We start from the raw sequence: 22,099 nt of genomic DNA on the forward strand, positions 1-22,099 counted from the left end.
GAAGAGCCAAATAAAAAACAACCTTCCTGTCCCAAGGTAATGATGGAGTTAATATCAAAAAAAGGTAAGTGAAAAGGACTTTCATTGTTTGGGCATGTTATTCGAAGAATTTCATGTGCGTTTTTCTTGATTTATCGTCTTTTACAGGATTTTATTCTCGTTTTACTGCTTTAAGGACAACTGCTCCTTCCGGATTTTCGGATTCCACATTGAAACCCACATCTTCAAAAAGCTCCCTCCATGAAGCTTCCGAGAGTTGAGGCCCATGGTGGTGGTGATGTGCCAGCGGCTCAACTGCAGTTAATGACCCACCTTTTTTCAGCACTCTTTTAATCTCGAATAAAGCAAATTTAATGTCTTCAAGATGGTGGAGCATGAAAAAGCAGGTAGCAGCATCCATCGAACTTTCGTCAAAAGGCAGGGCATAGGCACTTCCGGTCCTGAACTCAACGTTTTCGATGCCGAGGACTTCTGCATTCATCTGTGCCTGCCCTGTGAGGGAGTCGTGAAGATCGAGGCCATAGACCTGGGAATCCGGGTTATTTTTTGCAAGCTCCATTGTAAGGGTTCCGAAACCGCTGCCGATATCAAGGATAGTTTCCCCTTTTATTCCGGGAAGCACATCTGGAAGCACCTGTGCCCTCACGCGGGCCATGCGGTCTTCAGGAAACTTCGCATTTTTTGCTTTTTCTGCATCTGTTGATGTAAAAGGAAGGATAGCGAAGACCTTTGACCCGTTAACTGCCATCAGACCCCGTACGTAAGCACTGCCTGTATCGGCTACGACCAGCTCCACAACCGAAACTCCGGCATCCTTACAAAAGCGCAAATTCCACTCCTCCCTTTTTTCAGGGAACCGGATATTCAGAGGAGTGTGCACTACAATATAATGTGAGTAGTCCTGGCTGAAATATGCTGATACGGCTTCAGGCTCTTTAAGACGGATTTCGCTTATGCTTTCCCTGAAAAGGGAGAGAATTTGCAGGGAAGTTTCATCTGCCTCGTTTCTTACGCTTCCAATTTCTCCGAACATACTTCTAAATTTGATTTAAGGAATAAAAGCTCTCTTATGGGAGGAACTTAAGAAAAAGTCTAAAAGAAACCAAAAAAAGAATGCAGGTAAAAGGTTGAAAAAAAAGTAGAAGAAAATTTAAAAGTGCGGATAAAGAGTTACCTGCACTCAAATGTTATATGCGGATTCTCCATGCTGTGTCTTGTCAAGCCCAATGTTTTCCTCGCTCTCGGAAACCTTGAACCCGATGGTCTTCTGGAGGACGAATCCTATTATGAGTGTGCAAACGACCGCATAAACAATCGTAATAATGACTCCTTCGACCTGAATGAACAACTGGTGTGAATCACCAAGAAGGAGGCCTGTGGCACCCACACTTGCGAACACTCCCGTTAAGATCGCGCCGGTTATTCCGCCGACCCCGTGGACTCCGAAAGCATCAAGTGAGTCATCATACCCGAGCTTGCCTTTGAGCATCACAGCCTTATAACATATGACCCCTGCGATTAAACCCATTACTATAGCTGCCATTGGCGTGACAAAACCAGCAGCAGGAGTGATTACAACGAGTCCAGCCAGGATGCCTGTGGCAAACCCCAGGGCGGTTGGTTTTCCTGTGGACATCCATTCTATTGCCATCCAGGAAAGGCCTGCAGCTGCGGGAGCAACGAATGTTGTAATAAATGCAAGGCTTGCAACCTCATTTGCGGCAAGGGACGATCCGGCATTGAACCCAAACCATCCGAACCACAGAAGCCCTGTGCCGAGAAGGGTGAGGGTAACATTGTGCGGCTTAATCGAATCGATGCCGTACCCCTTCCTCTTTCCGAGGAAGACCAGAATTGCAAGGGAGGAGATACCTGATGTTACATGGACAACCGTGCCGCCCGCAAAGTCAAGGGCTTCTCCGGTAAGAAAGCCGCCGCCCCAGACCCAGTGACAGACAGGCGCGTAGACGATAAGGCCCCAGAGGGCTATGAAAGCGATGTATGAGCTGAATTTAGCACGCCCGACAATGGCTCCGGAGATAAGGGCAGGCGTAATTACGGCAAACATCCCCTGAAACACAACAAATGCGTATGTGGGAATGGTACCTGATACCGAGTAAAGGTCAATTCCCCGCAGGAATGCGTGTTCAAGGTCGCCTATGAACCAGTTTCCGGTTCCAAAAGCAAGAGAGTAACCTATTACCACCCATTCTATGGTCATGACACCCATTGCGACAAAGGAGTGCATCATGCTGCTAAGGACATTCTTACGCCTGACCATCCCTCCGTAGAAAAAAGCAAGCCCCGGAAGCATGAATAATATAAGTGCGGATGAAATCAATACCCAAACAAGATCTGCTGCTACAATAGCCATTTTTACTTCACCTCAAATAGCATCAGATCCGGTTTCACCTGTGCTGATCCTGATGACATCCTCAAGCGGGAGCACGAAGATTTTGCCGTCCCCTATATGACCACTATTGGTCTTTGCCCCTTTCTGGATCGCAGCGATCGTCGGTTCCAAAAAATTATCGTTTACTGCGATGTCAAGCCTTATTTTTTCAAGGAGATTTACTTCAAGTTCCAGTGCCCTGTAGACTTCCAGATGTCCTTTTTGCGCGCCGTATCCGGAAGCTGCCGATACGGTCAACCGGTTTACTTCAACTTTCTGAAGTTCTCGTTTGACCGACTCAAGCCGTTCCGGTCTTATTATTGCTATTACATATTTCATTGCGACCACCAGTAGGTAACTTATTTCCTAATTACTTATTAATTAATATATAGCTCATTGCGACCACCAATCGGTAACTTACTTCTGATTTAATATATTTAAATGTACCCATCTGCTACAATCAAGGCGACCAATGTCGATTAGTTTAAATAAAAGGAACTCGGAAAAAGGTAAGAGATTTGAGGCTTCCTAGTTATCATATAAAAAAGATGGGATGAAAAGATGTTAAATACTGGTTCAACCGGCTTTATGCTGCTTGCGACAAGTCTTGTAATGCTTATGACCCCCGGTCTGGCATTCTTTTACGGAGGGCTTGCCTGTAAGAGAAACATTTTAGGAATTATGATGCAGAGTTTTGTGTCTCTCGGGTTGACAACTATTTTATGGTTTTTCGTAGGATATTCTCTGTGCTTCAGTGGAGGAGAAGGTGCAATCTTAGGAAATCTGGACAAAATATTTTTGAATGGAATTACCCCGACTGTTATGTTTGGAAACGCTGGATTCCCCGAACTTGTCTTCGTGGCCTACCAGATGATGTTTGCAATTATTACCCCGGCCCTGATTACCGGAGCATTTGCAAATCGGATTACTTTTAAGGCTTACATTATTTTCCTTGTAGTCTGGCAGCTCTTTGTTTACTATCCTTTTGTCCATATGATCTGGGGAGGCGGTCTGCTTGCGGAAATGGGAGTTATTGACTTTGCAGGCGGAATCGTGGTTCATGCGACAGCCGGATTTGCAGCCCTTGCCTCAGTCTTTTACGTAGGCTCAAGGAAGTATAAAGATTCAAAGCCAAACAACATTCCCTTAATGGCTATAGGAACTGCGCTTCTCTGGTTTGGCTGGTACGGTTTTAACGCTGGAAGTGAACTCAACGTTGACGGAATTACCGCACTTGCATTCCTGAACAGCGACATCGCAGCTTCTTTTGCGGCTATTACCTGGATGATAATAGAATGGGTCAAGGAATCAAAACCAAAATTTGTAGGGCTTATGACAGGAGCTGTTGCAGGTCTTGCAACCATTACCCCTGCAGCAGGCCTGGTTTCCCTGCATGTGGCTGCATTAATGGGTATCATCGGAGCTATTGTCTGCTACTTTGCGGTACATCTTAAAAACAGGATGCAATGGGATGATGCCCTGGATGTATGGGGAGTTCATGGAATAGGAGGAGTAACAGGAACAATTCTCCTTGGAGTCTTTGCTTCAACTGCCATAAATCCGGCAGGAGCTGATGGATTGCTTTACGGTGGCACTGCGTTCTTTATCAAAGAACTCGTGGTTGTTGCAGGTGCTTCAATCTATGCATTTATATTTACCTATATTATGCTGATGCTCATAAATGTAATAACTCCGGTCAAAGTTTCAGATGCAGAAGAGCTTGCAGGTCTGGATATGTCTATGCATGGCGAATGTGCCTACGATGCAATTCACTGATAAAATCCCTTTAAACCTATTTAAAATCTGGAGATCTCTATCCACGGTGAACGGGCTTACAACACAGGCTTCTCTAAAGAAAAGTTCCTTTATCAGCAGGTTTATTTGATAAAGTGAAAGGAGGTAGGGTAAACCCTATCCCTTGTATTTTTCCATTTTTACAGTCTTCAGCTTATCTTCTTTCCATAGAAACCGGCGATTGAAGGATTTTCGTATCAATCTTTTTTGATATTGGACGTTCGAGTTTTTAAGAAGTGAATTCCATAATTAATTATAGAATAATTAGAGGATTTCAGAATAAATAGAAGAATTTGAAGCTTCCATAATTGATTAGAAGAATTTGACTTTATTTTTGAGAAAAATATGCCTGATAGCGATGAGCATCAGGAAAAAATATGAGGAACAATTTTCAGAATTCTTACAGGTGGTAAAGATGCCGGGAAATCCAAATGAAATAAAGCTGGTAAATAACGCTATGGCTAACGCCACTAGAAGGAAGATAATGAACTTCCTGGAGAAGGGCGAGACAAGTACAGAGGAAATAGGAGGAGAGATCGGGAAGACCATGCTCGATTTTCATCTTAAAGTTCTGCAACAGGCAAGCCTTATTGAGTTAGGAGAAGGGACTGCGAAGCTAAGTGAATACGGCAGAAATTTCCTGAAAGGTAAGGCAGACAAAGGTGAGGAGAAAAATGCAGACATTTCTAAGGCAAAGCCAGTTGAGATTGCTGAGATAAGGCAGCTTTTGCCCTGCATAGCAAATTCCTCGAAATTCAGGGTAATCGCAAACATGGCTCCTCCTCTGGGTGGAACCCTGAAGGTCCTTGAGCCTCTCTTTCCCAGAGGGAGATATTCGGACAGAATAAATGCTCTGATAATGCAAAAAGGGGAAATTATTACAACTATTTATGGCACTGGAAAAGTTACAATGACTATGATTAAAAACGAGGGCGAAGCCGGAGAAGCGCTTGAAAACCTGAGAAACACCATCAATGAGGCTATTGCAAAAGGTGTCGTTCCAGCTCCCAGGGAAAAGGTAAGAGTCGAACCCATGGAGATCTACAAATACCTGCCCCAGACTAACTGCGGAAAGTGCAGCGAACAGAGCTGTTACACCTTTGCCATAAAACTAATGAGTGGGGAAGTCTCCCTGGATAAGTGTACACCCCTCAAAGAACCGGGCTATGTAACCAATTTCGAGCACCTGCAGGTACTGAGTGCGTATATTTGAGCCTGTTACTTAAAAACAATTTATTCGGAGGAAGTTTTGAAGACGCTTACTATCGTGCTCACTGACGGCCCTTATATTTCCGAATACGCTGAGATTGCCTGTAAACTGACAGAAAACGCACTTAAACGGTACCAAGTGAACATATTCCTGTACCTGGACGCAGTGCAGATTCCCAAGAAAGGTCAGAACCCGTCCTTTGTTACCAGCACAGGCGAACTTTTCACTGGACTTGCAGAGAAGGGGGCTGTAATTAGAGCCTGTGCACGGTGTGCTGCTGCAAGAGGTTACATAGCAGAAGAGGAAACTGCGAACGGAAGTAACTGCAAAGACTACTTGCCTGGAATAAAAATATCCAGTCTCTATGAACTCTCAGAAATGATAAGTAAGAGTGATAGAGTAATCTCACTTTCGAGATGAGGCTTGAATCTCACTGTCAAGACGAGGCTGGAAGAATATGGTTATTATGAGGTCCGGATTCCGATGAAATCAGTATTCTATCTGCTGGACACTGCCCCATACGGCAGTGAAAAAGCCTTTGGAGCATTGAATGCGGCTGCAGTAAGCCTTAACAGAATGCAAGTGACCCTTGGCCTTTATGGAGATGGAATTTATCTTATAGCTGCCGGCCAGGACAGCAGAAAGCTTGGAGTACCAAACCTTTCAGATATTCTCTATTCATATGGGGAGTTGAGAGTACTTGTGCATGAACCCTCGCTGTTTGAGAGAGGCCTTTTTGGGGAAACCCTGATAGAGACCGTGGAACTCGTCGATGAAGAAGATTTTTTTGAATCCATGGAAAACTCGGACTGCGTTATCCGATTTTAAACTGGCAGCTATTTAAGAAAGGTGAACCGGGATAATAATATGAAACGAGAACAATATGATGTATTCCTGCTGACAAAGCCCCCCTTAAGCCTGGGATCGGAACTATGCCTCAAACTGGCTGCTCGCTCTAGAAATGTCAGACTCTACCTTGCAGGAGATGGAGTCTATCATTTACTTTCTCACCTGCTTTCCGGAATAGAGGAACTGCCGGGATACAAAGTCTATGCCTGTCAGGAAGACCTTGATGCCAGAGCAATAGTGGACAGAGAAAAAGTTACAGTTCCGGACAACTTTTACGCTGCTTTTATAGAGGATATGATGGAACACTGCAAATGCGCATATACATTTTAAATAGTTAGCAGTATACATTTTAAATAATTGGCAGTATACATTTTAATATGTCCTAAGTAACATTACAAATTTTAAGATATTTAGCTGACTTTACAAATTTTAAGGTATATTTTTACTTGTAGCATTTAGAAGAAAATTAAAGCTTTAACAAAGGGTCACCGGACAGGACTGTTTTATATGGCTGAAAAGCTTCCACGTGAGGTTATTGAGGAGTTGGAACGGGTAAGCCGGTTGCATGAGCAGGCAGTCTGTGACCACGAAAAATGCAGGGAATTTAGTGAAAAGTTATCCGGACTTCTGGTCAGGCTCGAGGATATGAAGTTTTATCGGACAGCCGACAGGTTAATGGGTATTCTCCTAAACTGCAGCCCAAAAGAGGCATCTCACTGCGAAAAATCAACGCTTGTAGGGGAAATGATTAAAGACGTGGCAAAAGAGGTACGGAAAGCAGCAGAGAAATAAAAAAGTTATGAAGAGGTCCGAAGTTAGAACTTTTAATATGGAACAAATATTAAATTAAGGTTTCGAATAGATCAGGATTCAGAACATTTCTTTTCTCAACATCGTAATCGCCAGAATCACCGAGAAAAACATAGAAATTATAAAAATAATTGTAAAAGCATGGGGATTACCCTGGAATGGGACGCTAACGTTCATCCCAAAAAAGCTTGCGACCATCGTTGGGATCGACATGACGATAGTTACAGAGGTCAGAAATTTCATCACACTATTTAAGTTGTTGGAGATGACTGATGCGTATGCATCCATTGTCCCGTTCAGGATATTACTATAAATATTTGCCATTTCAATTGCCTGCTTATTTTCTATAATAACATCGTCAAGCAGTTCAGCATCTTCCGGGTACATCTTAATAGGATTGGATCGTTGAATTTTTTCAAGGACCATTTCATTACTTTTCAAAGATGTGGAAAAATATACAAGGCTTTTTTCCAGTTCAAGAAGTTGAATTAACTCTTTATTTCTCAGGGACTTATGCAGCCTGGTTTCAATAAGCCCGCTTGCTTTGTCAATATTTCTTAGGTACTGGAGATATAATTTTGAGTTCTTATAGAGAATCTGTAAAAAGAAACGTGTTTTTTTAAATGTATAAAAGGATTTTATTTTCCGTTCAATAAACTCATTTATGATATAATTCTCCCGCAGTGAAACAGTAACAATATTTTTATCATTAATAATAATTCCAAGCGGAACAGTATAATAGATCCCCCCTTCCTTAACATTCGTACTCGGCACAGGGCTATCTATCAATACAACAGTACAGTCCCCGTCAACTTCAATCCTTGCACGTTCCTCTTCATCAAGGGCAGCTTTAATATGATCAACAGGAATGTTCAGAGTTTCCGAAACAAATGAGATTTCTCGTTCACCGGGATTTACCAGATTAATCCATGCTCCATTTTCAACTTGACCCAGATTTATCATTCCAGCATCTGTTGATTTGAAGATCTGAAGCATGTTAATTCCCCCTGCCTTTTCCTGTTTTATATAATCCATTTCCTGTTTGATATGAGATTAAATTGCAATTATAAGCCCTAAAGCAGAGCATAAATATATAAATAGTTTTGCGAGTCCATACATAAACGCACTGAGAATTCAGATCAGTAAAATTCTTTGATAGGAAAATAGTATACAGAAAACACCTTTTTCTGGAGATGCTTGTAGATTCTACTTTAATACTCATATTCTTAAATTGTTACTTTAATACTCATATTCTTAAATTTCTACTTTAATACTCATATTCTTAAATTATTGCAAAAATATCTATAAATATTCATATGCGAAAACCCCTGCAGGGTATGAACAGCAGCTCTGAAGCTCCGGAAAGAGACGCAAACTGGAGAGTAAATACAGACCGAAAACTTATTTCAAATAAATTTGAAATAGGAAATTTTATATAGGTTCTTTCAAATCTATTTGAAATAACAGGAACAATCTGGATAAATACCCCTGGTGGAAAAATGACTCTTGATTATCTCACTTATCTCATATATGTAGGGCTTCAGTCAGTGCAGGAGTATCTGGCACTCCATGTACTGATGTGCCTTGTGCCCGCCTTTTTCCTGGCTGGTGCGATTGCCTCCCTCTTTTCCAAGGAATCGGTACTTAAGTTCTTCGGAGCGGACGCCCCCAAATATGTCTCGTACACGGTAGCTGCGGTTTCCGGCTGCCTCCTTGCAGTTTGTAGCTGTACAGTGCTCCCCCTTTTTGCAGGGATATATAAACGGGGAGCAGGCATAGGTCCTGCAACCACATTTTTATTCTCTGCCCCAGCAATCAATATCCTTGCAATTGTCTATACAGCAAAAATCCTGGGATATGACCTCGGAGCAGCCCGTGCCTTCGCAGCAATTCTTCTTTCCGTACTTGTTGGTTTAGTTATGGCCCTTTTGTATGAAGGGAAAGTAACCGAACGCAAGTCCATAAAAACCTTTGGAGAAGAAGAACACAAGCACAGCGTTGAAATCTTTGTTGTGCTAATTGCAGTCCTTATAGCCCCTGAGCTGATGTCCTCCTGGGGCTGGAAGTACACAACCCAGTTTCTTGTCTGGATCCCAATGCTAGGACTTACGGCCTTCCTATCTTTCAAATGGTTTTCAAAAGAAGAACTTGAGAGCTGGATGGGAGAAACCTGGTTCCTGATAAAACAGATCACCCCTCTGCTCCTGCTGGGAGTTTTCTTTGCCGGAATTGCGGTAGTCGTACTCCCCAAAGAGCTTGTAGCGGCTTTTGTGGGAGGAAACTCTCTGACTTCAAACTTTATTTCCTCAGTAGCCGGAGCCTTCATGTATTTTTCCACCCTTACGGAAGTGCCAATCATTAAAGCCCTCACGCTACTTGGAATGGGAAAAGGCCCTTCCCTTGCCATGCTCCTTGCAGGCCCGGCACTCAGTCTACCGAATATGATCGTTATCAACAGGATCATGGGAACAAAAAAAGGCATGTCCTACATCTCCCTCGTGGTTTTGATTGCGACCGTTTCAGGGTATATATTCGGAGTTATGTTTGTATAAAAGAGAAGTCTAATCGAATCAAATAAAATAATGTCATAAATAATTGCATGAAGCTTATATCTAAAAGTATCACGAAAAATGAATAAAGACAGAATTAAGCAATAAGGTGAGAAAATGAAAATAGAAATACTGGGTTCAGGTTGCGCAAAATGCAATAAGACAAAAGAAATGGCCGAAAAAGCCGTCAAGGAAATGGGTGTTGAAGCCGAAATCGTCAAGGTAGACGACTTTGACAAAATCCTGGGATACGGAGTCATGATTACACCTGCACTTGTTATTGACGGAGATGTTAAAGTCGCAGGCAAGGTTCCGAGTGTAGAAGACATCAAAAAGTGGATTACAAAATAAAAGGACAGATAAAATTTACTTCGTAAGAAATATAATAAACGCGGACAAAAAAACCGTCAAAAAGGAGTATAAAAACAATGGCAGAAGAAGTAAAATGTGCATGCGGGACAGCAAACGTAGGGATCTTTGCCTGCAGCGGAGGGTCCAACGTAGGCCAGATCGCAAACAAAGTCGCAATCGAACTTACAAAGCAGGAAGTCGGGAAAATGATGTGCACTGTTGGGATCGGCGGCAGGATTAAAGGCCTTATGAAATCGGCCGAAGGTTCCGAAAGGCTCATAGCCATTGACGGCTGCCCCTTAAACTGCACAAAAGAGACCCTGGAGCTTGCCGGTTTTACCCCTAACAGGCACATTGTGATCTCCGAGTTAGGGATCAAAAAAAGCAAAGACCTGGACCTCAAGGATGAAGAAGTTAAAGAAGCCCTGGATAAGATAAAGGAGATACTGCAGTCCGATTGATCTCCAATTCACTCTTTTTTACAATTAACATATTTTTTTAGAGACCTGTTTTGGCAGGATTTTGGATTTTTTGGATCTCAACCCAGTTTTTGGGGCAATGTATGGTCCGGACTTCTGCAAGCCACAGGCACCCCACAATTTTTACCAGGCCTTAAGAAAAGTATTTATACGACTATAATTCAATGATTGATCATATGATTAATGAAGAAAATTTAAAGATCTTCAAAGCCCTGAGCGAGGAAACCAGATATAAAATAATAAAAGTCCTGCTTGAAGGGGAAAAATGCGCCTGTGAGATTCCAGACCTCATAGGCAGGACCCAGTCCAACACCTCGATGCATCTTGCAAAACTGCAGGACTGGGATATCATCAAAGTAAGAAAGGACGGAAAGATGAGGCTTTATTCCATAGACAACGAAAAGGTCCGGAAGCTTCTGAAGTTACTTGAAGAATAAGTTCTATTTCAATCCTTTAGTATTTTTTTGATCCTTTAGTCCTTTTTTGATCCTTTAGTCCTTTTCTGATCCTTTAGTCCTTTTCTGATCCTTTAGTCCTTTTTTTCAGTTAGATTCCAAAAATTCGGAAACGCCCATATCAAATCCCACGCAGACAGGAGCCAGAAAAGTAGAGGTATGAATTAATAACGGCAGCAGTCACAGTCCCCCCTGCATGACGGAAGAAGGTTCTGGTTGCCCCTCTCCACTTCCCAGCATTCAAAGCAGAGCTTTATTGTGCCAAGTTCTCTATGCTTTACTTTTAGCAGTGAATATTCATCCTTCCCACAGATAGAACATATAACCATTTTAGAACCTCAGTTTTAATTTTCATCCCAAAGTACTGTGAAAGTCTCTTTTCGTTCACAGAAAATATCTGGAATAAGATATCTAACCCGGCCTATTTTGAGATTTTGCTGTGATCGGATGTTCATTCGAACTCAAGTATTCCTGTTGAAAGCTTCACTCGAAGCGATATCCTTATATCTTAGTAACAATATATCAATATATACTGATACGATATGATATAATTGAGTATCCAAAAAGAGCAAAAACAAAACATAAAAGAAGGAACTCAAAATGGCTGATATCTTTTATCCTCTGCAATGGATTGCAGACAAACTGACGTACGAGGTTTTCGGGATTACCCCCACTACTCACCTTGCAGCCAGTGTCAACTTCATCATCTACGACGTGTTGAAAATAGTCATCCTGCTTGCCGTGATGATTTTCGCGATCTCCTACCTCAGGACTTATATCACTCCGGAAAAAACAAGAAAGGTGCTCGGAGGCAAAACAGGACTCCGTTACCACCTGATAGCTTCCCTGATAGGGACAGTCTCTCCATTCTGTTCATGCTCCTCAGTGCCCCTTTTTATCGGGTTTGTGGAAGCTGGAGTGCCCCTCGGAGTTACCTTCTCCTTTCTGATCACCTCCCCTCTGGTAAACGAAGCTGCTGTAGCCGTACTCTGGGCAACCCTCGGCTTGAAGGCAACTGTAATTTATGTGGTATCGGGCATTGTGCTCGGCGTATTTGGAGGCTATGTAATCGGAGTCCTGAAACTGGAAAGGTATGTGGAAGAGTTCGTTTACAAAATAAAAGTAGGTAAACAGGCTAACGAACAGGAAAGCATTACCATAAAGGAAAGGACAGACCTTGCTCTTGAAAGCGTTAAAGACATCGTGGGAAGAGTCTGGATCTACGTGATCATAGGAGTTACCATAGGAGGCATCTTCCACGGCTATGCCCCCGAAGGCATCCTTGAAAAATATGCAGGTAAGGACAACCTGCTTGCAGTGCCGATTGCTGTCCTTATTGGAGTCCCCCTGTACTCAAATGTAATGGGCATGATCCCAATAGTTGAGAGCTTGATAGGAAAAGGGCTCCCGATAGGGACTTCCCTGGCATTCCTGATGTCGGTTACAGCTGTATCCCTGCCCGAAATGATCATCCTTAGAAAGGTGCTGAAAAAAGAACTGATTGCGATCTTTGTCTCGATTGTGGCGCTGTCAATCGTCTTCACGGGATACCTGTTCAACATACTTCTGTAACTACATCAGAAATCTTTGAAAATTGAGCGATTGAAAATACAAAACCTGAAAATCAAAACCTGAATCAAAACCTGAATCAAAACCTGAATCAAAACCTGAATCAAAACCTGAATCAAAACCTGAATCAAAACCTGAAATCAAAAGATAAAAAAGTGGAGAAAAGCATGAAAATCGAAATTCTCGGAACCGGATGCGTAAAATGTAAGAAAACAAAGGAAAACATTGAAAAGGTCCTCAAAGAAACCGGCGTGGAAGCCGAAGTCTTAAAAGTTGAGGATTTTGAAACCATCATGAAATACGGAGTAATGGTCACCCCTGCGGTTGTTATTGACGGAGAAGTAAAACTTGCAGGAAAGGTCCCGGATGAAAAAGAAATCCGGAAATGGATTAACTGAATATCTTGACCCGACCAGATCCGGACTATTTTTTTGAAAGAAAGGATTAACTCTGGAGAGGATTAATTAATATTTCCAGATACCTGAAAATTGAATTCAAAAACGAATTGAGGTGGTTATATGGCTGAAATTACTGTCAACTCCACAATATGCGACTTCACCCACAAACTCCGTGGAAGCATGAAAGGTGGAAAAATCATTGTGGATATCGAAACTCCGTGTGAAAAAATAAAGAAAATCTCGCACCTGGAAATCCCCATGATGGAAACCCTGGACATCAAAGACAACTATGTAATGGACAGGGCAAAAGAGGCAAAGTGCTGCTCAAACTGCCTGGTACCCTGTGGGGTGCTTAACCTCTGCAAGCTGGAAAGTGGGTTTCTTGCAAAGTCCCTGGCAAAAAAAGCAGGAAGCCTCAGTATCGATTTTGATGAAGTATGAGGTTTTTCTGAGAAGTAAGGATCTGTCTCTGAACCTTCATATCTTGAAATTTCGGGCAGAACCTTATTTTCCAAAACATTTTTTCTCTTATAAAATATCTTCATTTAAAAACAGTTTTTGATTTTAAGAATAGTTATTCATTTCAAAAATCCCTTTTCTTTTAAAAAGATATCTTCTTTTAAAAATCCCTCTTCTTTAAAAAACATTTTTTCTTTTTTTACTTCAGTGCATCAAGCTATTAGCGATAAAGACATAATTATGAACTGGGGTCATCAAAAAGCCACAGGGTACTGAAAGATAAGACCTTCAAAGCAAATGGAACGAAAGGGGGCTGCGGATAGCAGATGATAAGCACAGTACTTGTTCCTGCGGATTTTACAATCGAAACGGAAGATTTGCTCGGCTGCATAGGAGAACTTAAAAACGCCGGTTTGAAGAAAGTTATCCTGCTGCATGTAGTGGACATACATAAAAGCCAGGGGCTTGCCCCTATGTTTGAACGGAATGCAAAGGAAAGGATTGAAGATTATGCAGGGTTTGCCAGGGAACTAGAACTTGAAACCGAAACCCTGGTAGTGTTAGGAGACGTAAGAAGAACAATTGCGGAGATCGCAGACCGGGAAGACGTTGATGCGATAATAATGGGAGCCACAACTGAAGGATTCATAAAGGGGAAGCTTCTCGGAAGGACTACGGAATACATAGCACGTAGTTCAAAAAAAATACTGCTGGTTGAAAAGTATGAAGCTATGAAAGAAGGAAAAGAAGTTTATGAGAAGGTATGCAGGGCAACGTTCTCCAGGATTCTTGTACCTCTCGACTTTTCAAAAGAGGCAATGAAGGCAATAGAACAGCTTCAGGAGTTTACAGGGATCGTAAAAGAAGTTCTGTTCCTGCATGTAATAGATGACATAAAAGACATGGATTTGCTGGATGAACAGATAGAAGAGGCAAAAGAAAGGCTCCGGAGAATAAAGGAGCGGCTTGAAGGCATAAAGAGCCAGTACCTTGTCGTTGAAGGAATCCCATCCGAGGAGATTGTTAAATTTGCCAGCATGGAAGATGTCACCCTGATCATGTTGATTGCCCGCGGGAAAGGAGCCTTAATGGACATCCTGCTCGGAAGCACGGCAGAAAATGTACTCCGGAAAACCCCAAAGCCCGTGATGATCATCCCTGCAAGCAAGGAGTTCGAGGGAGAAGAGTGGGATGAAGGGGAAGCATATGCCTGAAGAGATTGAAAGAAGAGTGGGATGAAGGGGAAGAATATGCCTGAAGATGAAGGGAAGGAGCTCGATTTCTTCAGTAAATATCTTTCTGTTTGGGTTGCAATCTGTATCATACTCGGAACTGCAATAGGCTATTTTTTCCCAGGTTTTGCGGACACCCTTGGAGGTATTGAGATTGCAAACGTCTCAATTCCTGTAGCTGTCGTGCTTCTGGTTATGATGTATCCCATCATGCTTAAGATCAATTTTGAAGAAATCCTGAACGTTGAGGCAAATTTAAAGCCCCTCCTTTTAACTCTCATCATAAACTGGGCAATCAAGCCCTTTACAATGGCTTTTGTTGCATGGCTTTTTATGCGCGTGCTCTTTGAATCCCTGATCCCGGCTGACCTTCAGGCTCAGTATATCGCAGGTATGATCCTGCTGGGGATTGCTCCCTGCACAGCTATGGTACTTGTCTGGACTTACCTTGCGAGAGCCAATATTAATTATGCTTTGATCCAGGTCTCGGTAAATGACCTCATTATTCTGGTCCTCTTCGCTCCACTGGGGAAGTTTCTCCTCGGAGTCACAACTGATTTTCCAGTTCCTCTAATGACTATCTTTGTCTCTGTCCTGTTTTATGTGGCAATTCCTCTCGGCCTTGCTGTGCTGACAAGGCAGGTTGTGATAAGGAAAAAAGGAATTAACTGGTTTGAAAACAGGCTGATCCAAAAAACACAGTGGATTACTCCTGCCGGACTTTTAATAACACTTGTCCTGATTTTTATATTTCAGGGAAACAACATCATAAATTACCCCCTGCATATTCTCCTGATAGCAATTCCCCTTGTGCTGCAGACTTACCTGATCTTCGGGATCGGGTATGCAGGAGCAAAATACCTGAAAATTCCCTACAGGGAAGCTGCACCTTCAACCTTTATCGGCGCCAGTAATTTCTTTGAACTGGCAGTAGCAGTAGCCTTAATTCTGTTTGGGATGGAATCCGGGGCTGCACTCGCAACCGTTGTGGGAGTACTTGTGGAAGTGCCTGTTATGCTTTCCCTTGTGAAAATCATGAACAAGAATAGGGAGAAATTCAGGTTTTGAGAAGGTTCTTATCGGAATAAAGGAGAAGCAAGGAAAAAGTAGAAAAAGAAAAACAGAAACCGAAAAACAGAAAAAAGCAAAAATAAATTCAGAAAATTAACTGATGAGTCCGAAACTCAAAGCTCCAGTGTTTTTATTCAGTTCCCGCAGCAGCCCTCGTTCTCGTTTTACGGGTTTTCGTTTTCCAGCTCCTCAGGCTTATTTTCTCCAAAGATATTTCCAGGCACTGTTAACCAATTTCTATTTCAAAAAAACTGCATGGCTTATTGGGATAAGCCAGAACAATTTGATCTCAGAAGCTGCCGAAATGGTTCTGGTAAACCATAAAAAAGCCGACCCCCAGAATTATAAGGCCTGTAACTTTTTTTAACGGAAAACCATATTTTGAAACTTTCTGAAGCTTTTTGGAAGAAAAGCTTGCAGAATAAGCAACAAGCAGCATTGGAATTGAAAAGCCAATGGAATAGATGAAAAGCATCAGCGCTCCATACGTAATTTTACCTGAAACAGCAACCATTGTAAGGATTGAACCAAGTACTGAGCCCACACATGGGAGCCAGACAATCCCGAGAGAGAGACCAAGCAAAAGGCCTCCTAACAGCCCCTCTTTTTTGGAATTTACAAGTGATGAAAAATTTCCAAACACATTGAAAATATTGAAGTCGAAGAGCAATGAAATACCCATCGTGATCAGAAGAGCTTCGGCAAAAATATTAAGGTAACCTAGATAAGCCGTGAGCGTCGCTCCGAAAAGGGATGTGACGATTCCCATGCTGGTAAAGGAAAGAGACAGCCCTGATACGATTGCAAGGGGTCTGAACTTTCCTTTTTCAGTTGAATAAGCAAATACTGCCGGAATTACAGGAAGGATACATGGGGAGAGTACACTGACGACCCCTGCAAAGAAAGCAGCAAACGGGAGAAAGTCTGAAAACAAATTTACTCCCCTGTGTTTCTGGATTCGATGGCTTTCTCAAGAGTCTCTGAAAGGGTTTCTTTATCGACAACACCCAGGAACCTTGCACTTGCTCTTTCTGAACTTTTGCTACCGTCCTGCCACATGTACATGTATTTACCGTCTTCTATGCCTGTAATAATACAGGTATCCGGAATGACTCTTACTCCGAACTTTGTTGCAAACTCAGGGTACTCTTTGATATCGATGAGCATAATTGAAGCAGAATCTTGATAGATTGGAAGGAGCTCTGAAAGCACCTCTTCCTGCTCTTTACAGGGAATGCACCCTTTAGAACCAAGCTTCAGAACAACAGGACCTTTTGTGAGGGCTTCATCAATCTGGATCAGATTCGTAACTTCGACCAATTCTGCCCCACTGCCAGAATAGTTAACATCCTTTGTAACTTCAACAACCTCTGCTTCGTTGCCAGAATCATCAGTGCAACCTGAGCTGAAGAGAATAAAACAAAAAATCGCCAAAATGAAAAGCGGTTTTTTCGAAAAGAGCGGAAACGAAAACGAAACTCGTTCTTTGTCTTGTATTTTATGCAATCGCTTCATTATAATTCTCCGAAAATCATCAAGTTATATTTTTATAAGAAATAATAAGGGAGTTGTGTGAATAAGGGAGTTGTGTGAATAAGGGAGTTGTGTGAATAAGGGAGTTGTGTGAATAAGGGAGTTGCTGGTATCAAGATATATTGATTCATTTATACATACATATGATATTAATATTTTCCATAAATCAAAAAGATGCAGAAAAAATTGAAAAAGGTGTATCATCATCAATGAAACGAGGTCATGGCTGAAAAAATTATGAAATTATCAGGTTAATTCTGGCACCATTTCATTCAACAAAGACGTCTTAGAGCTATCCGAAAAGTCAGTAATACATATTGTAAAGTTACAATCGGTCTATAATATCGAGTATCCTTTTCGGTTGTGCATATTGTCAATAGTAAAAGTACAGTAGGTCACAACATTTTTCGGATAGGCTGTTAGTTATTCCAATTGAATTCATGATTCACATTTATAAAAAACCGCAAGGTAGATATCAAAAAATCTTGATATGGAATCAGCCGGGATCTCAAAATTCTGGAAAAAAATCCAATATAAATAATAACATTATCAATATCAAATAAAATTGATATGAAAATCTTTATTTAGAAAACTTAACTTCTTTTATTTATGAGCTATTGTTGCCCTGCAGACCCCGAGAAAAAAAAGGAATGGGAAGAGAAAATGCTCCAGGAAATAGATTTTCTGGACAATGACATTAAAAAAGCCAGTGAGATATTCAGCGCTCTCGGGCATCCGATAAGACTGAAAATTGCTTATTTTCTCTCTCAGCGAGACCACTGTGTTTGCGAACTGATATTTAAGTTGAACGAGAGACAGAACCTGGTTTCCCACCACCTTACAATTATGAAAAACTGCGGGATTGTCGAAGCTTACAGCAGCTCAAAATGGCGATTTTACAGGTTGAACCCTGAATTGGGAAACATTTTAAACATCATATTGCAGATGCAAAACAAAAAATCAGAATAAAAGGTTAAACTCGAACCGAAGAACAAAGGACATATAAAAGAAGAAAAATAATAAAAAGGAAATAGAGAGAAAACCCTGTAAAGATAATCCGAAAAAACGTTAAAACTCCCGAAATCCGCGATAAAAAAAGAAAACTTAAGGAAATAAGAAATCTGAGGTGAAAAATTGACCGAAATTACAGTAAACTCTACTATCTGCGGCTTTACCCACAAAATTATGGGGAGTATGAAAGGCGATAAGATTATTGTGGATATCGAAACCCCCTGTGAAAAAATAAAAAAAATCTCACATATGGAAATTCCCATGATGGAAACCCTGGACATTAAGAACAATTACGTGATTGATAGAGCACAGGAAGCACAGTGTTCCTCTAATTGTCTGGTGCCCTGCGCTGTACTTAACCTCTGCAAGCTGGAAAGTGGTTTTATGGCTAAGTCCCTTGCAAAAAAAGCAGGCAGTATCAGTATCGAATTCAATAATGCCTGAAATTAATGCCTGAAATATCACGATATTATTGCATGGTACTTGTATTCATAATACATGGACTGCACATACTCCATCTCAAAACCATGTTTATTTGCAATACTTTCTATTGTGGAGGGGTTGTGAGTATACCCGAGAATATCTTTAGGGCGGTTTTTTAAGCGCGCTGATATCATAGATTGAATTTCAAAACCTATTTTATAAAGAATCTTCCTGAATCCGAAATTTCGTGAAAAGAACCCTATTTTCCATAATGGATATAAGCGAGGATCCAGCAGGTCAAAAAGTACTATTTTACCCCCTTTATTAAGATGTCCTGATGCTTGAGAAATAAAATTATCAACTTCTTCATCTGTGAGGTACTGGATCACTCCAGCTGCAGTTATTCGGTCAAAGGAGGAATCAAGCTTTTCCCAGATTGTTTTATCGTCAGCAAGGATTAAAGCTATATTATCACACTTTCGGGCTTTGATTCTTTTGTCTGCTTCATCAAGCATTGATGCAGAAAAATCGGTTCCTACAAGTTTTTCATATTCCCGAGCATAATAAACCAGAAGCTCCCCGGCCCCACAACCAAAGTCAAGAAGTGTTTTGCCCCCATCCAGATGGAAGAGTTTTTCCCTGGCTTCTCTGGAAATAAATTCCTCAGCTGAGGACCTGTGACCTCCGCTTCTTTTATCTGCAAAGAACTCTTCCCAGACAGATTTTGGTTTCGACATGTTTTTTATACCCCAAGTCCTGTTTTTGTTATAACTTTTTTTCCATACAATCAGGGTTTTACATCGAGTAATTTTTTTTATAATTATTTTTTATAGTTTAAGCTCACTGATTTGTAATTTTCAAGAGGAAAAGAAAACTAATTTCACTCATTCGTACATAAATATATATACCTTTCGGGTTAAAGACCCTTCTTGAACTGTTTATTTTCACAACCTTATTGCTTTTTCATACAGATGCAGAGATTTTTTTAAAATATGTCGGCATATAGGAGCCGATGTTTCTGAAAAAAATCAAATGTGAATAATAATAGGATTTATATCAAACAAAATTGAGATGAAAAATCTTAATTAGAAAGTTTCACTTCTTTTATTTATGAGCTATTGCTGCCCTGCCGACCCCGAGAAAAAAAAGGAATGGGAAGAGAAAATGCTCCAGGAAATAGATTTTCTGGACGATGATATTAAAAAAACCAGTGAGATATTCAGCACTCTCGGACACCCTATAAGGCTGAAAATTGCGTATTTTTTATCTCAGCGAGACCACTGTGTTTGCGAGCTGATATTTAAGTTGAATGAAAGGCAGAACCTGGTTTCCCACCACCTTACAATTATGAAAAACTGCGGGATTGTCGAAGCTTACAGCAGCTCAAAATGGCGATTTTACAGGTTGAACCCTGAATTTGGAAATATTTTGAATATCATATCGCAGATACAAAACAAAAAATCAGAATAAAAGGTTAAACTCGAATCGAAGAAAAAGATAAGCAAAACCTGAAAAAACAAAAACAAAAAAGAAGATAAGAATAAAAGGAAATGCCTGAAAATGAAAATATCTGAAGGAGTCAGTCCTCACAGCAACAGCAACCGTCCTCTTTATCATTATCTTTTTCAAAAATTTTGTCGTAGACGTTTTCACCGTATATATTCGTCCACCCAATCTGCGACCCTGCAGCTACAAACATGGCAACTGATATTGCTTCGGCAATCTCTTCTTTTGCAGCCCCTGCTGCAACTGCCCTCTGGGAGTGTACATCAACGCAGTACTGGCAGCGCATGAGCACCGACGAGGCAATAGCAATCAGTTCTTTTGTTTTAACATCAAGGAAACTGTCCTTGAAAATAGAATTTCTCAATTGCCCAAACGCTTCGGCAGTTTCAGGCAACATTTCGTTTATAAATGGCATTAAAAGCTCCTCCAGCAATGAAAAAATGTTTTTAACGGCCCGGCTTTCTGCATAAAGTGGTATTCCAGCGCATTTCATTTCCCTGGGATTCAGGCTTATGCGTATACAGAAGGTCTTCTTCATCGGGTTCGGCACTGTTCTCAGAATATTCTTCTTCTGCCTTTTTCTTCTGCATTCCTTCTTTTTCGTTTCCCATTTCTCAGTCTCCTTAAGTATTGAATTCCCAAAAACCAGTAATAATAAGTAATATTAGAGAATCGCAGATTAAAAAACCGCCTGGATGGTATCAAGAATATTTGATACATGTTAAAACAACCGGGCAAAAAGAGAACAGCCCATGAAGAAATTCCATTCAGAGGGGGACGATGATGAAAATACTTTCAACTCCCAATCTGCTGCTGCAACGGGATAGACAGGAACATAAAACAACTGACAGGCACTCCAATAAGGTGAACCACGGAAAGCACGGAAAAAAGGAATAAATAGATGGTAGGCACAGCTTTTTCAAATCTTTCCGTGTGTTCTGTGGAGTGTGTTCCGTGGATATAGAGTTAGTTAAGCCTGAATTTTAAGTTCAAAACTCTATTTAAATTTCTAATCCTGCTTCCCACAGCCATATTGAATAAGTCAAAGGTAGAGCCTGGTCGGGTAAAGTAGAAAGGTTATTATTATCAGAGGCTGAAAGGGAAGATTTAACAGGAGATGAACCTGGCAGATGAACTCCTCTTCTTTTAACTCCGGCTCCGGGACGAACTATGACAAGCAGTGGGCTTTTGAAGTTGCCTATTTTATCCAGCACACAGGCACAACTTTGCAAAATCTGGGAAACTTTCTGAACTCCAGGGATTATGTTGAAGCCCGGATCCTGGCTGCAGAGATGAAACAGAGAGCAGAATACGAAAAAACCCTCCAGCCGGATTTCAGGACTTCGGATTATTTTATGCAGGCTCGCAGGCTGTTTAACCGCTTCCTGGACGAATGCGTAAACTTTGCCGAGCTCCTGAAGGTCACAACCATTCAGGAAGAAACCGGATGTGAAGAATTGCTGGACAAACCAGAACAGATCCGCAACTCCATAGAAAGACTGAACCTTTTAAAGGAAATGTTAACAAGCGAGCTTCACCTTATGGGCTGGTATTGAGTAAGCCCTGACCTGTGAGAATTAATACATTTAAAACGCAATATGTTTTCAATTCTGGATTTGCAAACTTTCAATCATGGATTTCACCCTGATTTCACAGCTTCTTCTGGAAGGTTCCTGCCCTAAAGGTAGCAAAGAATTATATACAGGGAAAGGATGTAGTGAGTATCCACTTGGGTAAAAGACCACAGGTCTGGTTACTCATTTGCCTGTATCACGGGGAAGAATTCAAAAGTGTCCGGAACTTATCCAAGAAAGCTATTTTTTGCTGTATAAGTTTATGAATGTCAATTATGAATTTCCCTGGTTTTAGGCAACTTTTCGCAGTCCCGGGGAGATCAACCATTTATACGGCGTGTTTACCTGTTTTTAGCGGTATCATGTACCGGTGTTGATAAGTGGGCTTTTCCGTAAAGGAAACTGCCGGGCATGCGGCCGACAGTATGTAAACA

At 41.3% G+C, this 22,099-nt stretch carries 29 protein-coding genes; 19 read left to right on the forward strand and 10 right to left on the reverse strand.

Annotated features, from left to right (window positions below; genetic code table 11):
* Positions 1-151: 151 nt before the first annotated feature.
* The 3 genes from PHF18_RS16125 to PHF18_RS16135 form a co-directional block, all read right to left on the reverse strand.
* Entirely contained in the window at positions 152-1,033 is an 882-nt protein-coding gene (locus PHF18_RS16125; protein WP_300104578.1) for a class I SAM-dependent methyltransferase, read from the reverse strand.
* A 147-nt stretch (positions 1,034-1,180) separates the two neighbouring features.
* Positions 1,181-2,374 carry an ammonium transporter gene (locus tag PHF18_RS16130; RefSeq protein ID WP_300104580.1) on the reverse strand — a complete coding sequence of 398 codons (1,194 nt, stop codon included), beginning with the start codon at positions 2,372-2,374 and terminating at the stop codon, positions 1,181-1,183.
* Between the two features lie 12 nt (positions 2,375-2,386).
* Positions 2,387-2,731, reverse strand: a complete 345-nt coding sequence (locus PHF18_RS16135; RefSeq protein WP_048126271.1) for a P-II family nitrogen regulator — start codon at positions 2,729-2,731, stop codon at positions 2,387-2,389.
* Positions 2,732-2,953: 222 nt separating this feature from the next.
* Between PHF18_RS16135 and PHF18_RS16140 the strand changes: the two genes are divergently transcribed.
* From PHF18_RS16140 to PHF18_RS16165, 6 genes are all read left to right on the forward strand, one after another.
* Positions 2,954-4,168 (forward strand): ammonium transporter, encoded by a 1,215-nt coding sequence (locus PHF18_RS16140; RefSeq protein WP_300104582.1) that lies wholly within the window; start codon positions 2,954-2,956, stop codon positions 4,166-4,168.
* Between the two features lie 433 nt (positions 4,169-4,601).
* Entirely contained in the window at positions 4,602-5,399 is a 798-nt protein-coding gene (locus PHF18_RS16145; protein WP_300104584.1) for a (Fe-S)-binding protein, read from the forward strand.
* Positions 5,400-5,435: 36 nt separating this feature from the next.
* Complete coding sequence (locus PHF18_RS16150) at positions 5,436-5,816, forward strand: DsrE/DsrF/TusD sulfur relay family protein (protein WP_300104586.1); 381 nt, start codon at positions 5,436-5,438, stop codon at positions 5,814-5,816.
* A 3-nt stretch (positions 5,817-5,819) separates the two neighbouring features.
* Positions 5,820-6,224 (forward strand): DsrE family protein, encoded by a 405-nt coding sequence (locus tag PHF18_RS16155; protein ID WP_300104587.1) that lies wholly within the window; start codon positions 5,820-5,822, stop codon positions 6,222-6,224.
* 39 nt (positions 6,225-6,263) lie between these two features.
* Positions 6,264-6,575, forward strand: coding sequence for a sulfurtransferase complex subunit TusB (tusB, locus tag PHF18_RS16160; RefSeq protein ID WP_300104589.1), 312 nt, complete (start codon positions 6,264-6,266; stop codon positions 6,573-6,575).
* A 177-nt stretch (positions 6,576-6,752) separates the two neighbouring features.
* Positions 6,753-7,037 carry a hypothetical protein gene (locus PHF18_RS16165; protein ID WP_300104591.1) on the forward strand — a complete coding sequence of 95 codons (285 nt, stop codon included), beginning with the start codon at positions 6,753-6,755 and terminating at the stop codon, positions 7,035-7,037.
* Positions 7,038-7,115: 78 nt separating this feature from the next.
* Here the strand turns inward: PHF18_RS16165 and PHF18_RS16170 are convergent, their stop codons facing one another.
* Positions 7,116-8,051: a magnesium transporter CorA family protein gene (locus PHF18_RS16170; protein WP_300104592.1), complete on the reverse strand. Its 936-nt coding sequence runs from the start codon at positions 8,049-8,051 to the stop codon at positions 7,116-7,118.
* A 503-nt stretch (positions 8,052-8,554) separates the two neighbouring features.
* On the opposite strand from PHF18_RS16170, the gene PHF18_RS16175 reads away from it, so the two are divergent.
* From PHF18_RS16175 to PHF18_RS16190, 4 genes are all read left to right on the forward strand, one after another.
* The gene (locus PHF18_RS16175; RefSeq protein ID WP_300104594.1) at positions 8,555-9,607 is read left to right on the forward strand and encodes a permease; all 1,053 of its coding nucleotides are present in this window, start codon (positions 8,555-8,557) and stop codon (positions 9,605-9,607) included.
* 114 nt (positions 9,608-9,721) lie between these two features.
* Positions 9,722-9,955, forward strand: coding sequence for a thioredoxin family protein (locus PHF18_RS16180; protein ID WP_300104596.1), 234 nt, complete (start codon positions 9,722-9,724; stop codon positions 9,953-9,955).
* A 77-nt stretch (positions 9,956-10,032) separates the two neighbouring features.
* Entirely contained in the window at positions 10,033-10,416 is a 384-nt protein-coding gene (locus tag PHF18_RS16185) for a putative zinc-binding protein (RefSeq protein ID WP_300104598.1), read from the forward strand.
* Between the two features lie 194 nt (positions 10,417-10,610).
* The gene (locus PHF18_RS16190; protein ID WP_300104599.1) at positions 10,611-10,871 is read left to right on the forward strand and encodes a helix-turn-helix transcriptional regulator; all 261 of its coding nucleotides are present in this window, start codon (positions 10,611-10,613) and stop codon (positions 10,869-10,871) included.
* Positions 10,872-11,053: 182 nt separating this feature from the next.
* Here the strand turns inward: PHF18_RS16190 and PHF18_RS16195 are convergent, their stop codons facing one another.
* On the reverse strand, positions 11,054-11,218 hold the full coding sequence (locus tag PHF18_RS16195; RefSeq protein ID WP_300104600.1) for a hypothetical protein: 165 nt from the start codon (positions 11,216-11,218) through the stop codon (positions 11,054-11,056).
* 271 nt (positions 11,219-11,489) lie between these two features.
* Here PHF18_RS16195 and PHF18_RS16200 point away from each other — a divergent pair, with 271 nt between their 5' ends.
* The 5 genes from PHF18_RS16200 to arsB all read left to right on the forward strand — a co-directional run bounded on the left by PHF18_RS16200 (position 11,490) and on the right by arsB (position 15,615).
* Positions 11,490-12,461 carry a permease gene (locus tag PHF18_RS16200; protein WP_300104602.1) on the forward strand — a complete coding sequence of 324 codons (972 nt, stop codon included), beginning with the start codon at positions 11,490-11,492 and terminating at the stop codon, positions 12,459-12,461.
* Positions 12,462-12,625: 164 nt separating this feature from the next.
* Positions 12,626-12,856 (forward strand): thioredoxin family protein, encoded by a 231-nt coding sequence (locus tag PHF18_RS16205; RefSeq protein WP_300104603.1) that lies wholly within the window; start codon positions 12,626-12,628, stop codon positions 12,854-12,856.
* A gap of 120 nt (positions 12,857-12,976) precedes the next feature.
* Positions 12,977-13,297: a hypothetical protein gene (locus PHF18_RS16210; RefSeq protein WP_300104605.1), complete on the forward strand. Its 321-nt coding sequence runs from the start codon at positions 12,977-12,979 to the stop codon at positions 13,295-13,297.
* A 344-nt stretch (positions 13,298-13,641) separates the two neighbouring features.
* Positions 13,642-14,529 (forward strand): universal stress protein, encoded by an 888-nt coding sequence (locus PHF18_RS16215; protein ID WP_300104607.1) that lies wholly within the window; start codon positions 13,642-13,644, stop codon positions 14,527-14,529.
* 36 nt (positions 14,530-14,565) lie between these two features.
* Complete coding sequence (arsB, locus tag PHF18_RS16220; RefSeq protein ID WP_300104609.1) at positions 14,566-15,615, forward strand: ACR3 family arsenite efflux transporter; 1,050 nt, start codon at positions 14,566-14,568, stop codon at positions 15,613-15,615.
* Between the two features lie 292 nt (positions 15,616-15,907).
* On the opposite strand, the gene PHF18_RS16225 is transcribed toward arsB, so the two are convergent.
* Positions 15,908-16,552, reverse strand: a complete 645-nt coding sequence (locus tag PHF18_RS16225) for a cytochrome c biogenesis CcdA family protein (protein WP_300104610.1) — start codon at positions 16,550-16,552, stop codon at positions 15,908-15,910.
* Between the two features lie 2 nt (positions 16,553-16,554).
* A complete protein-coding gene (locus tag PHF18_RS16230) occupies positions 16,555-17,133 on the reverse strand; it encodes a co-chaperone YbbN (RefSeq protein ID WP_300104611.1) in 579 nt (192 codons plus the stop codon).
* A gap of 627 nt (positions 17,134-17,760) precedes the next feature.
* On the opposite strand from PHF18_RS16230, the gene PHF18_RS16235 reads away from it, so the two are divergent.
* Positions 17,761-18,120, forward strand: a complete 360-nt coding sequence (locus PHF18_RS16235; protein ID WP_300104612.1) for a helix-turn-helix transcriptional regulator — start codon at positions 17,761-17,763, stop codon at positions 18,118-18,120.
* A 165-nt stretch (positions 18,121-18,285) separates the two neighbouring features.
* Positions 18,286-18,606 carry a hypothetical protein gene (locus PHF18_RS16240; protein WP_300104614.1) on the forward strand — a complete coding sequence of 107 codons (321 nt, stop codon included), beginning with the start codon at positions 18,286-18,288 and terminating at the stop codon, positions 18,604-18,606.
* Between the two features lie 17 nt (positions 18,607-18,623).
* Here PHF18_RS16240 and PHF18_RS16245 read toward each other — a convergent pair whose 3' ends face one another.
* Complete coding sequence (locus tag PHF18_RS16245) at positions 18,624-19,322, reverse strand: methyltransferase domain-containing protein (protein ID WP_300104616.1); 699 nt, start codon at positions 19,320-19,322, stop codon at positions 18,624-18,626.
* 373 nt (positions 19,323-19,695) lie between these two features.
* On the opposite strand from PHF18_RS16245, the gene PHF18_RS16250 reads away from it, so the two are divergent.
* The gene (locus tag PHF18_RS16250) at positions 19,696-20,055 is read left to right on the forward strand and encodes a helix-turn-helix transcriptional regulator (protein ID WP_300104617.1); all 360 of its coding nucleotides are present in this window, start codon (positions 19,696-19,698) and stop codon (positions 20,053-20,055) included.
* 109 nt (positions 20,056-20,164) lie between these two features.
* Here the strand turns inward: PHF18_RS16250 and PHF18_RS16255 are convergent, their stop codons facing one another.
* Together PHF18_RS16255 and PHF18_RS16260 are read right to left on the reverse strand one after the other, a co-directional pair.
* A complete protein-coding gene (locus PHF18_RS16255; protein WP_300104618.1) occupies positions 20,165-20,506 on the reverse strand; it encodes a carboxymuconolactone decarboxylase family protein in 342 nt (113 codons plus the stop codon).
* 31 nt (positions 20,507-20,537) lie between these two features.
* Positions 20,538-20,702 (reverse strand): hypothetical protein, encoded by a 165-nt coding sequence (locus PHF18_RS16260; RefSeq protein WP_300104619.1) that lies wholly within the window; start codon positions 20,700-20,702, stop codon positions 20,538-20,540.
* A 519-nt stretch (positions 20,703-21,221) separates the two neighbouring features.
* Between PHF18_RS16260 and PHF18_RS16265 the strand changes: the two genes are divergently transcribed.
* Entirely contained in the window at positions 21,222-21,647 is a 426-nt protein-coding gene (locus tag PHF18_RS16265; RefSeq protein WP_300104621.1) for a hypothetical protein, read from the forward strand.
* Positions 21,648-22,099 lie beyond the last annotated feature (452 nt).

The organism is Methanosarcina sp. (genome assembly GCF_028693135.1).
In the GTDB taxonomy this organism is placed as follows: domain Archaea; phylum Halobacteriota; class Methanosarcinia; order Methanosarcinales; family Methanosarcinaceae; genus Methanosarcina.

Excerpts from the sequence above, each read along its gene's own strand:
- PHF18_RS16125 (WP_300104578.1), bottom strand. The coding sequence starts at position 1,033 with ATGTTCGGAGAAATTGGAAGCGTAAGAAACGAGGCAGATGAAACTTCC.
- PHF18_RS16130 (WP_300104580.1), bottom strand. The coding sequence starts at position 2,374 with ATGGCTATTGTAGCAGCAGATCTTGTTTGGGTATTGATTTCATCCGCA.
- PHF18_RS16135 (WP_048126271.1), bottom strand. The coding sequence starts at position 2,731 with ATGAAATATGTAATAGCAATAATAAGACCGGAACGGCTTGAGTCGGTC.
- PHF18_RS16140 (WP_300104582.1), top strand. The coding sequence starts at position 2,954 with ATGTTAAATACTGGTTCAACCGGCTTTATGCTGCTTGCGACAAGTCTT.
- PHF18_RS16145 (WP_300104584.1), top strand. The coding sequence starts at position 4,602 with ATGCCGGGAAATCCAAATGAAATAAAGCTGGTAAATAACGCTATGGCT.
- tusB (WP_300104589.1), top strand. The coding sequence starts at position 6,264 with ATGAAACGAGAACAATATGATGTATTCCTGCTGACAAAGCCCCCCTTA.
- PHF18_RS16165 (WP_300104591.1), top strand. The coding sequence starts at position 6,753 with ATGGCTGAAAAGCTTCCACGTGAGGTTATTGAGGAGTTGGAACGGGTA.
- PHF18_RS16170 (WP_300104592.1), bottom strand. The coding sequence starts at position 8,051 with ATGCTTCAGATCTTCAAATCAACAGATGCTGGAATGATAAATCTGGGT.
- PHF18_RS16175 (WP_300104594.1), top strand. The coding sequence starts at position 8,555 with ATGACTCTTGATTATCTCACTTATCTCATATATGTAGGGCTTCAGTCA.
- PHF18_RS16180 (WP_300104596.1), top strand. The coding sequence starts at position 9,722 with ATGAAAATAGAAATACTGGGTTCAGGTTGCGCAAAATGCAATAAGACA.
- PHF18_RS16185 (WP_300104598.1), top strand. The coding sequence starts at position 10,033 with ATGGCAGAAGAAGTAAAATGTGCATGCGGGACAGCAAACGTAGGGATC.
- PHF18_RS16190 (WP_300104599.1), top strand. The coding sequence starts at position 10,611 with ATGATTAATGAAGAAAATTTAAAGATCTTCAAAGCCCTGAGCGAGGAA.
- PHF18_RS16195 (WP_300104600.1), bottom strand. The coding sequence starts at position 11,218 with ATGGTTATATGTTCTATCTGTGGGAAGGATGAATATTCACTGCTAAAA.
- PHF18_RS16200 (WP_300104602.1), top strand. The coding sequence starts at position 11,490 with ATGGCTGATATCTTTTATCCTCTGCAATGGATTGCAGACAAACTGACG.
- PHF18_RS16205 (WP_300104603.1), top strand. The coding sequence starts at position 12,626 with ATGAAAATCGAAATTCTCGGAACCGGATGCGTAAAATGTAAGAAAACA.
- PHF18_RS16210 (WP_300104605.1), top strand. The coding sequence starts at position 12,977 with ATGGCTGAAATTACTGTCAACTCCACAATATGCGACTTCACCCACAAA.
- PHF18_RS16215 (WP_300104607.1), top strand. The coding sequence starts at position 13,642 with ATGATAAGCACAGTACTTGTTCCTGCGGATTTTACAATCGAAACGGAA.
- arsB (WP_300104609.1), top strand. The coding sequence starts at position 14,566 with ATGCCTGAAGATGAAGGGAAGGAGCTCGATTTCTTCAGTAAATATCTT.
- PHF18_RS16230 (WP_300104611.1), bottom strand. The coding sequence starts at position 17,133 with ATGAAGCGATTGCATAAAATACAAGACAAAGAACGAGTTTCGTTTTCG.
- PHF18_RS16235 (WP_300104612.1), top strand. The coding sequence starts at position 17,761 with ATGAGCTATTGTTGCCCTGCAGACCCCGAGAAAAAAAAGGAATGGGAA.
- PHF18_RS16245 (WP_300104616.1), bottom strand. The coding sequence starts at position 19,322 with ATGTCGAAACCAAAATCTGTCTGGGAAGAGTTCTTTGCAGATAAAAGA.
- PHF18_RS16250 (WP_300104617.1), top strand. The coding sequence starts at position 19,696 with ATGAGCTATTGCTGCCCTGCCGACCCCGAGAAAAAAAAGGAATGGGAA.
- PHF18_RS16255 (WP_300104618.1), bottom strand. The coding sequence starts at position 20,506 with ATGCCATTTATAAACGAAATGTTGCCTGAAACTGCCGAAGCGTTTGGG.
- PHF18_RS16260 (WP_300104619.1), bottom strand. The coding sequence starts at position 20,702 with ATGGGAAACGAAAAAGAAGGAATGCAGAAGAAAAAGGCAGAAGAAGAA.
- PHF18_RS16265 (WP_300104621.1), top strand. The coding sequence starts at position 21,222 with ATGAACTCCTCTTCTTTTAACTCCGGCTCCGGGACGAACTATGACAAG.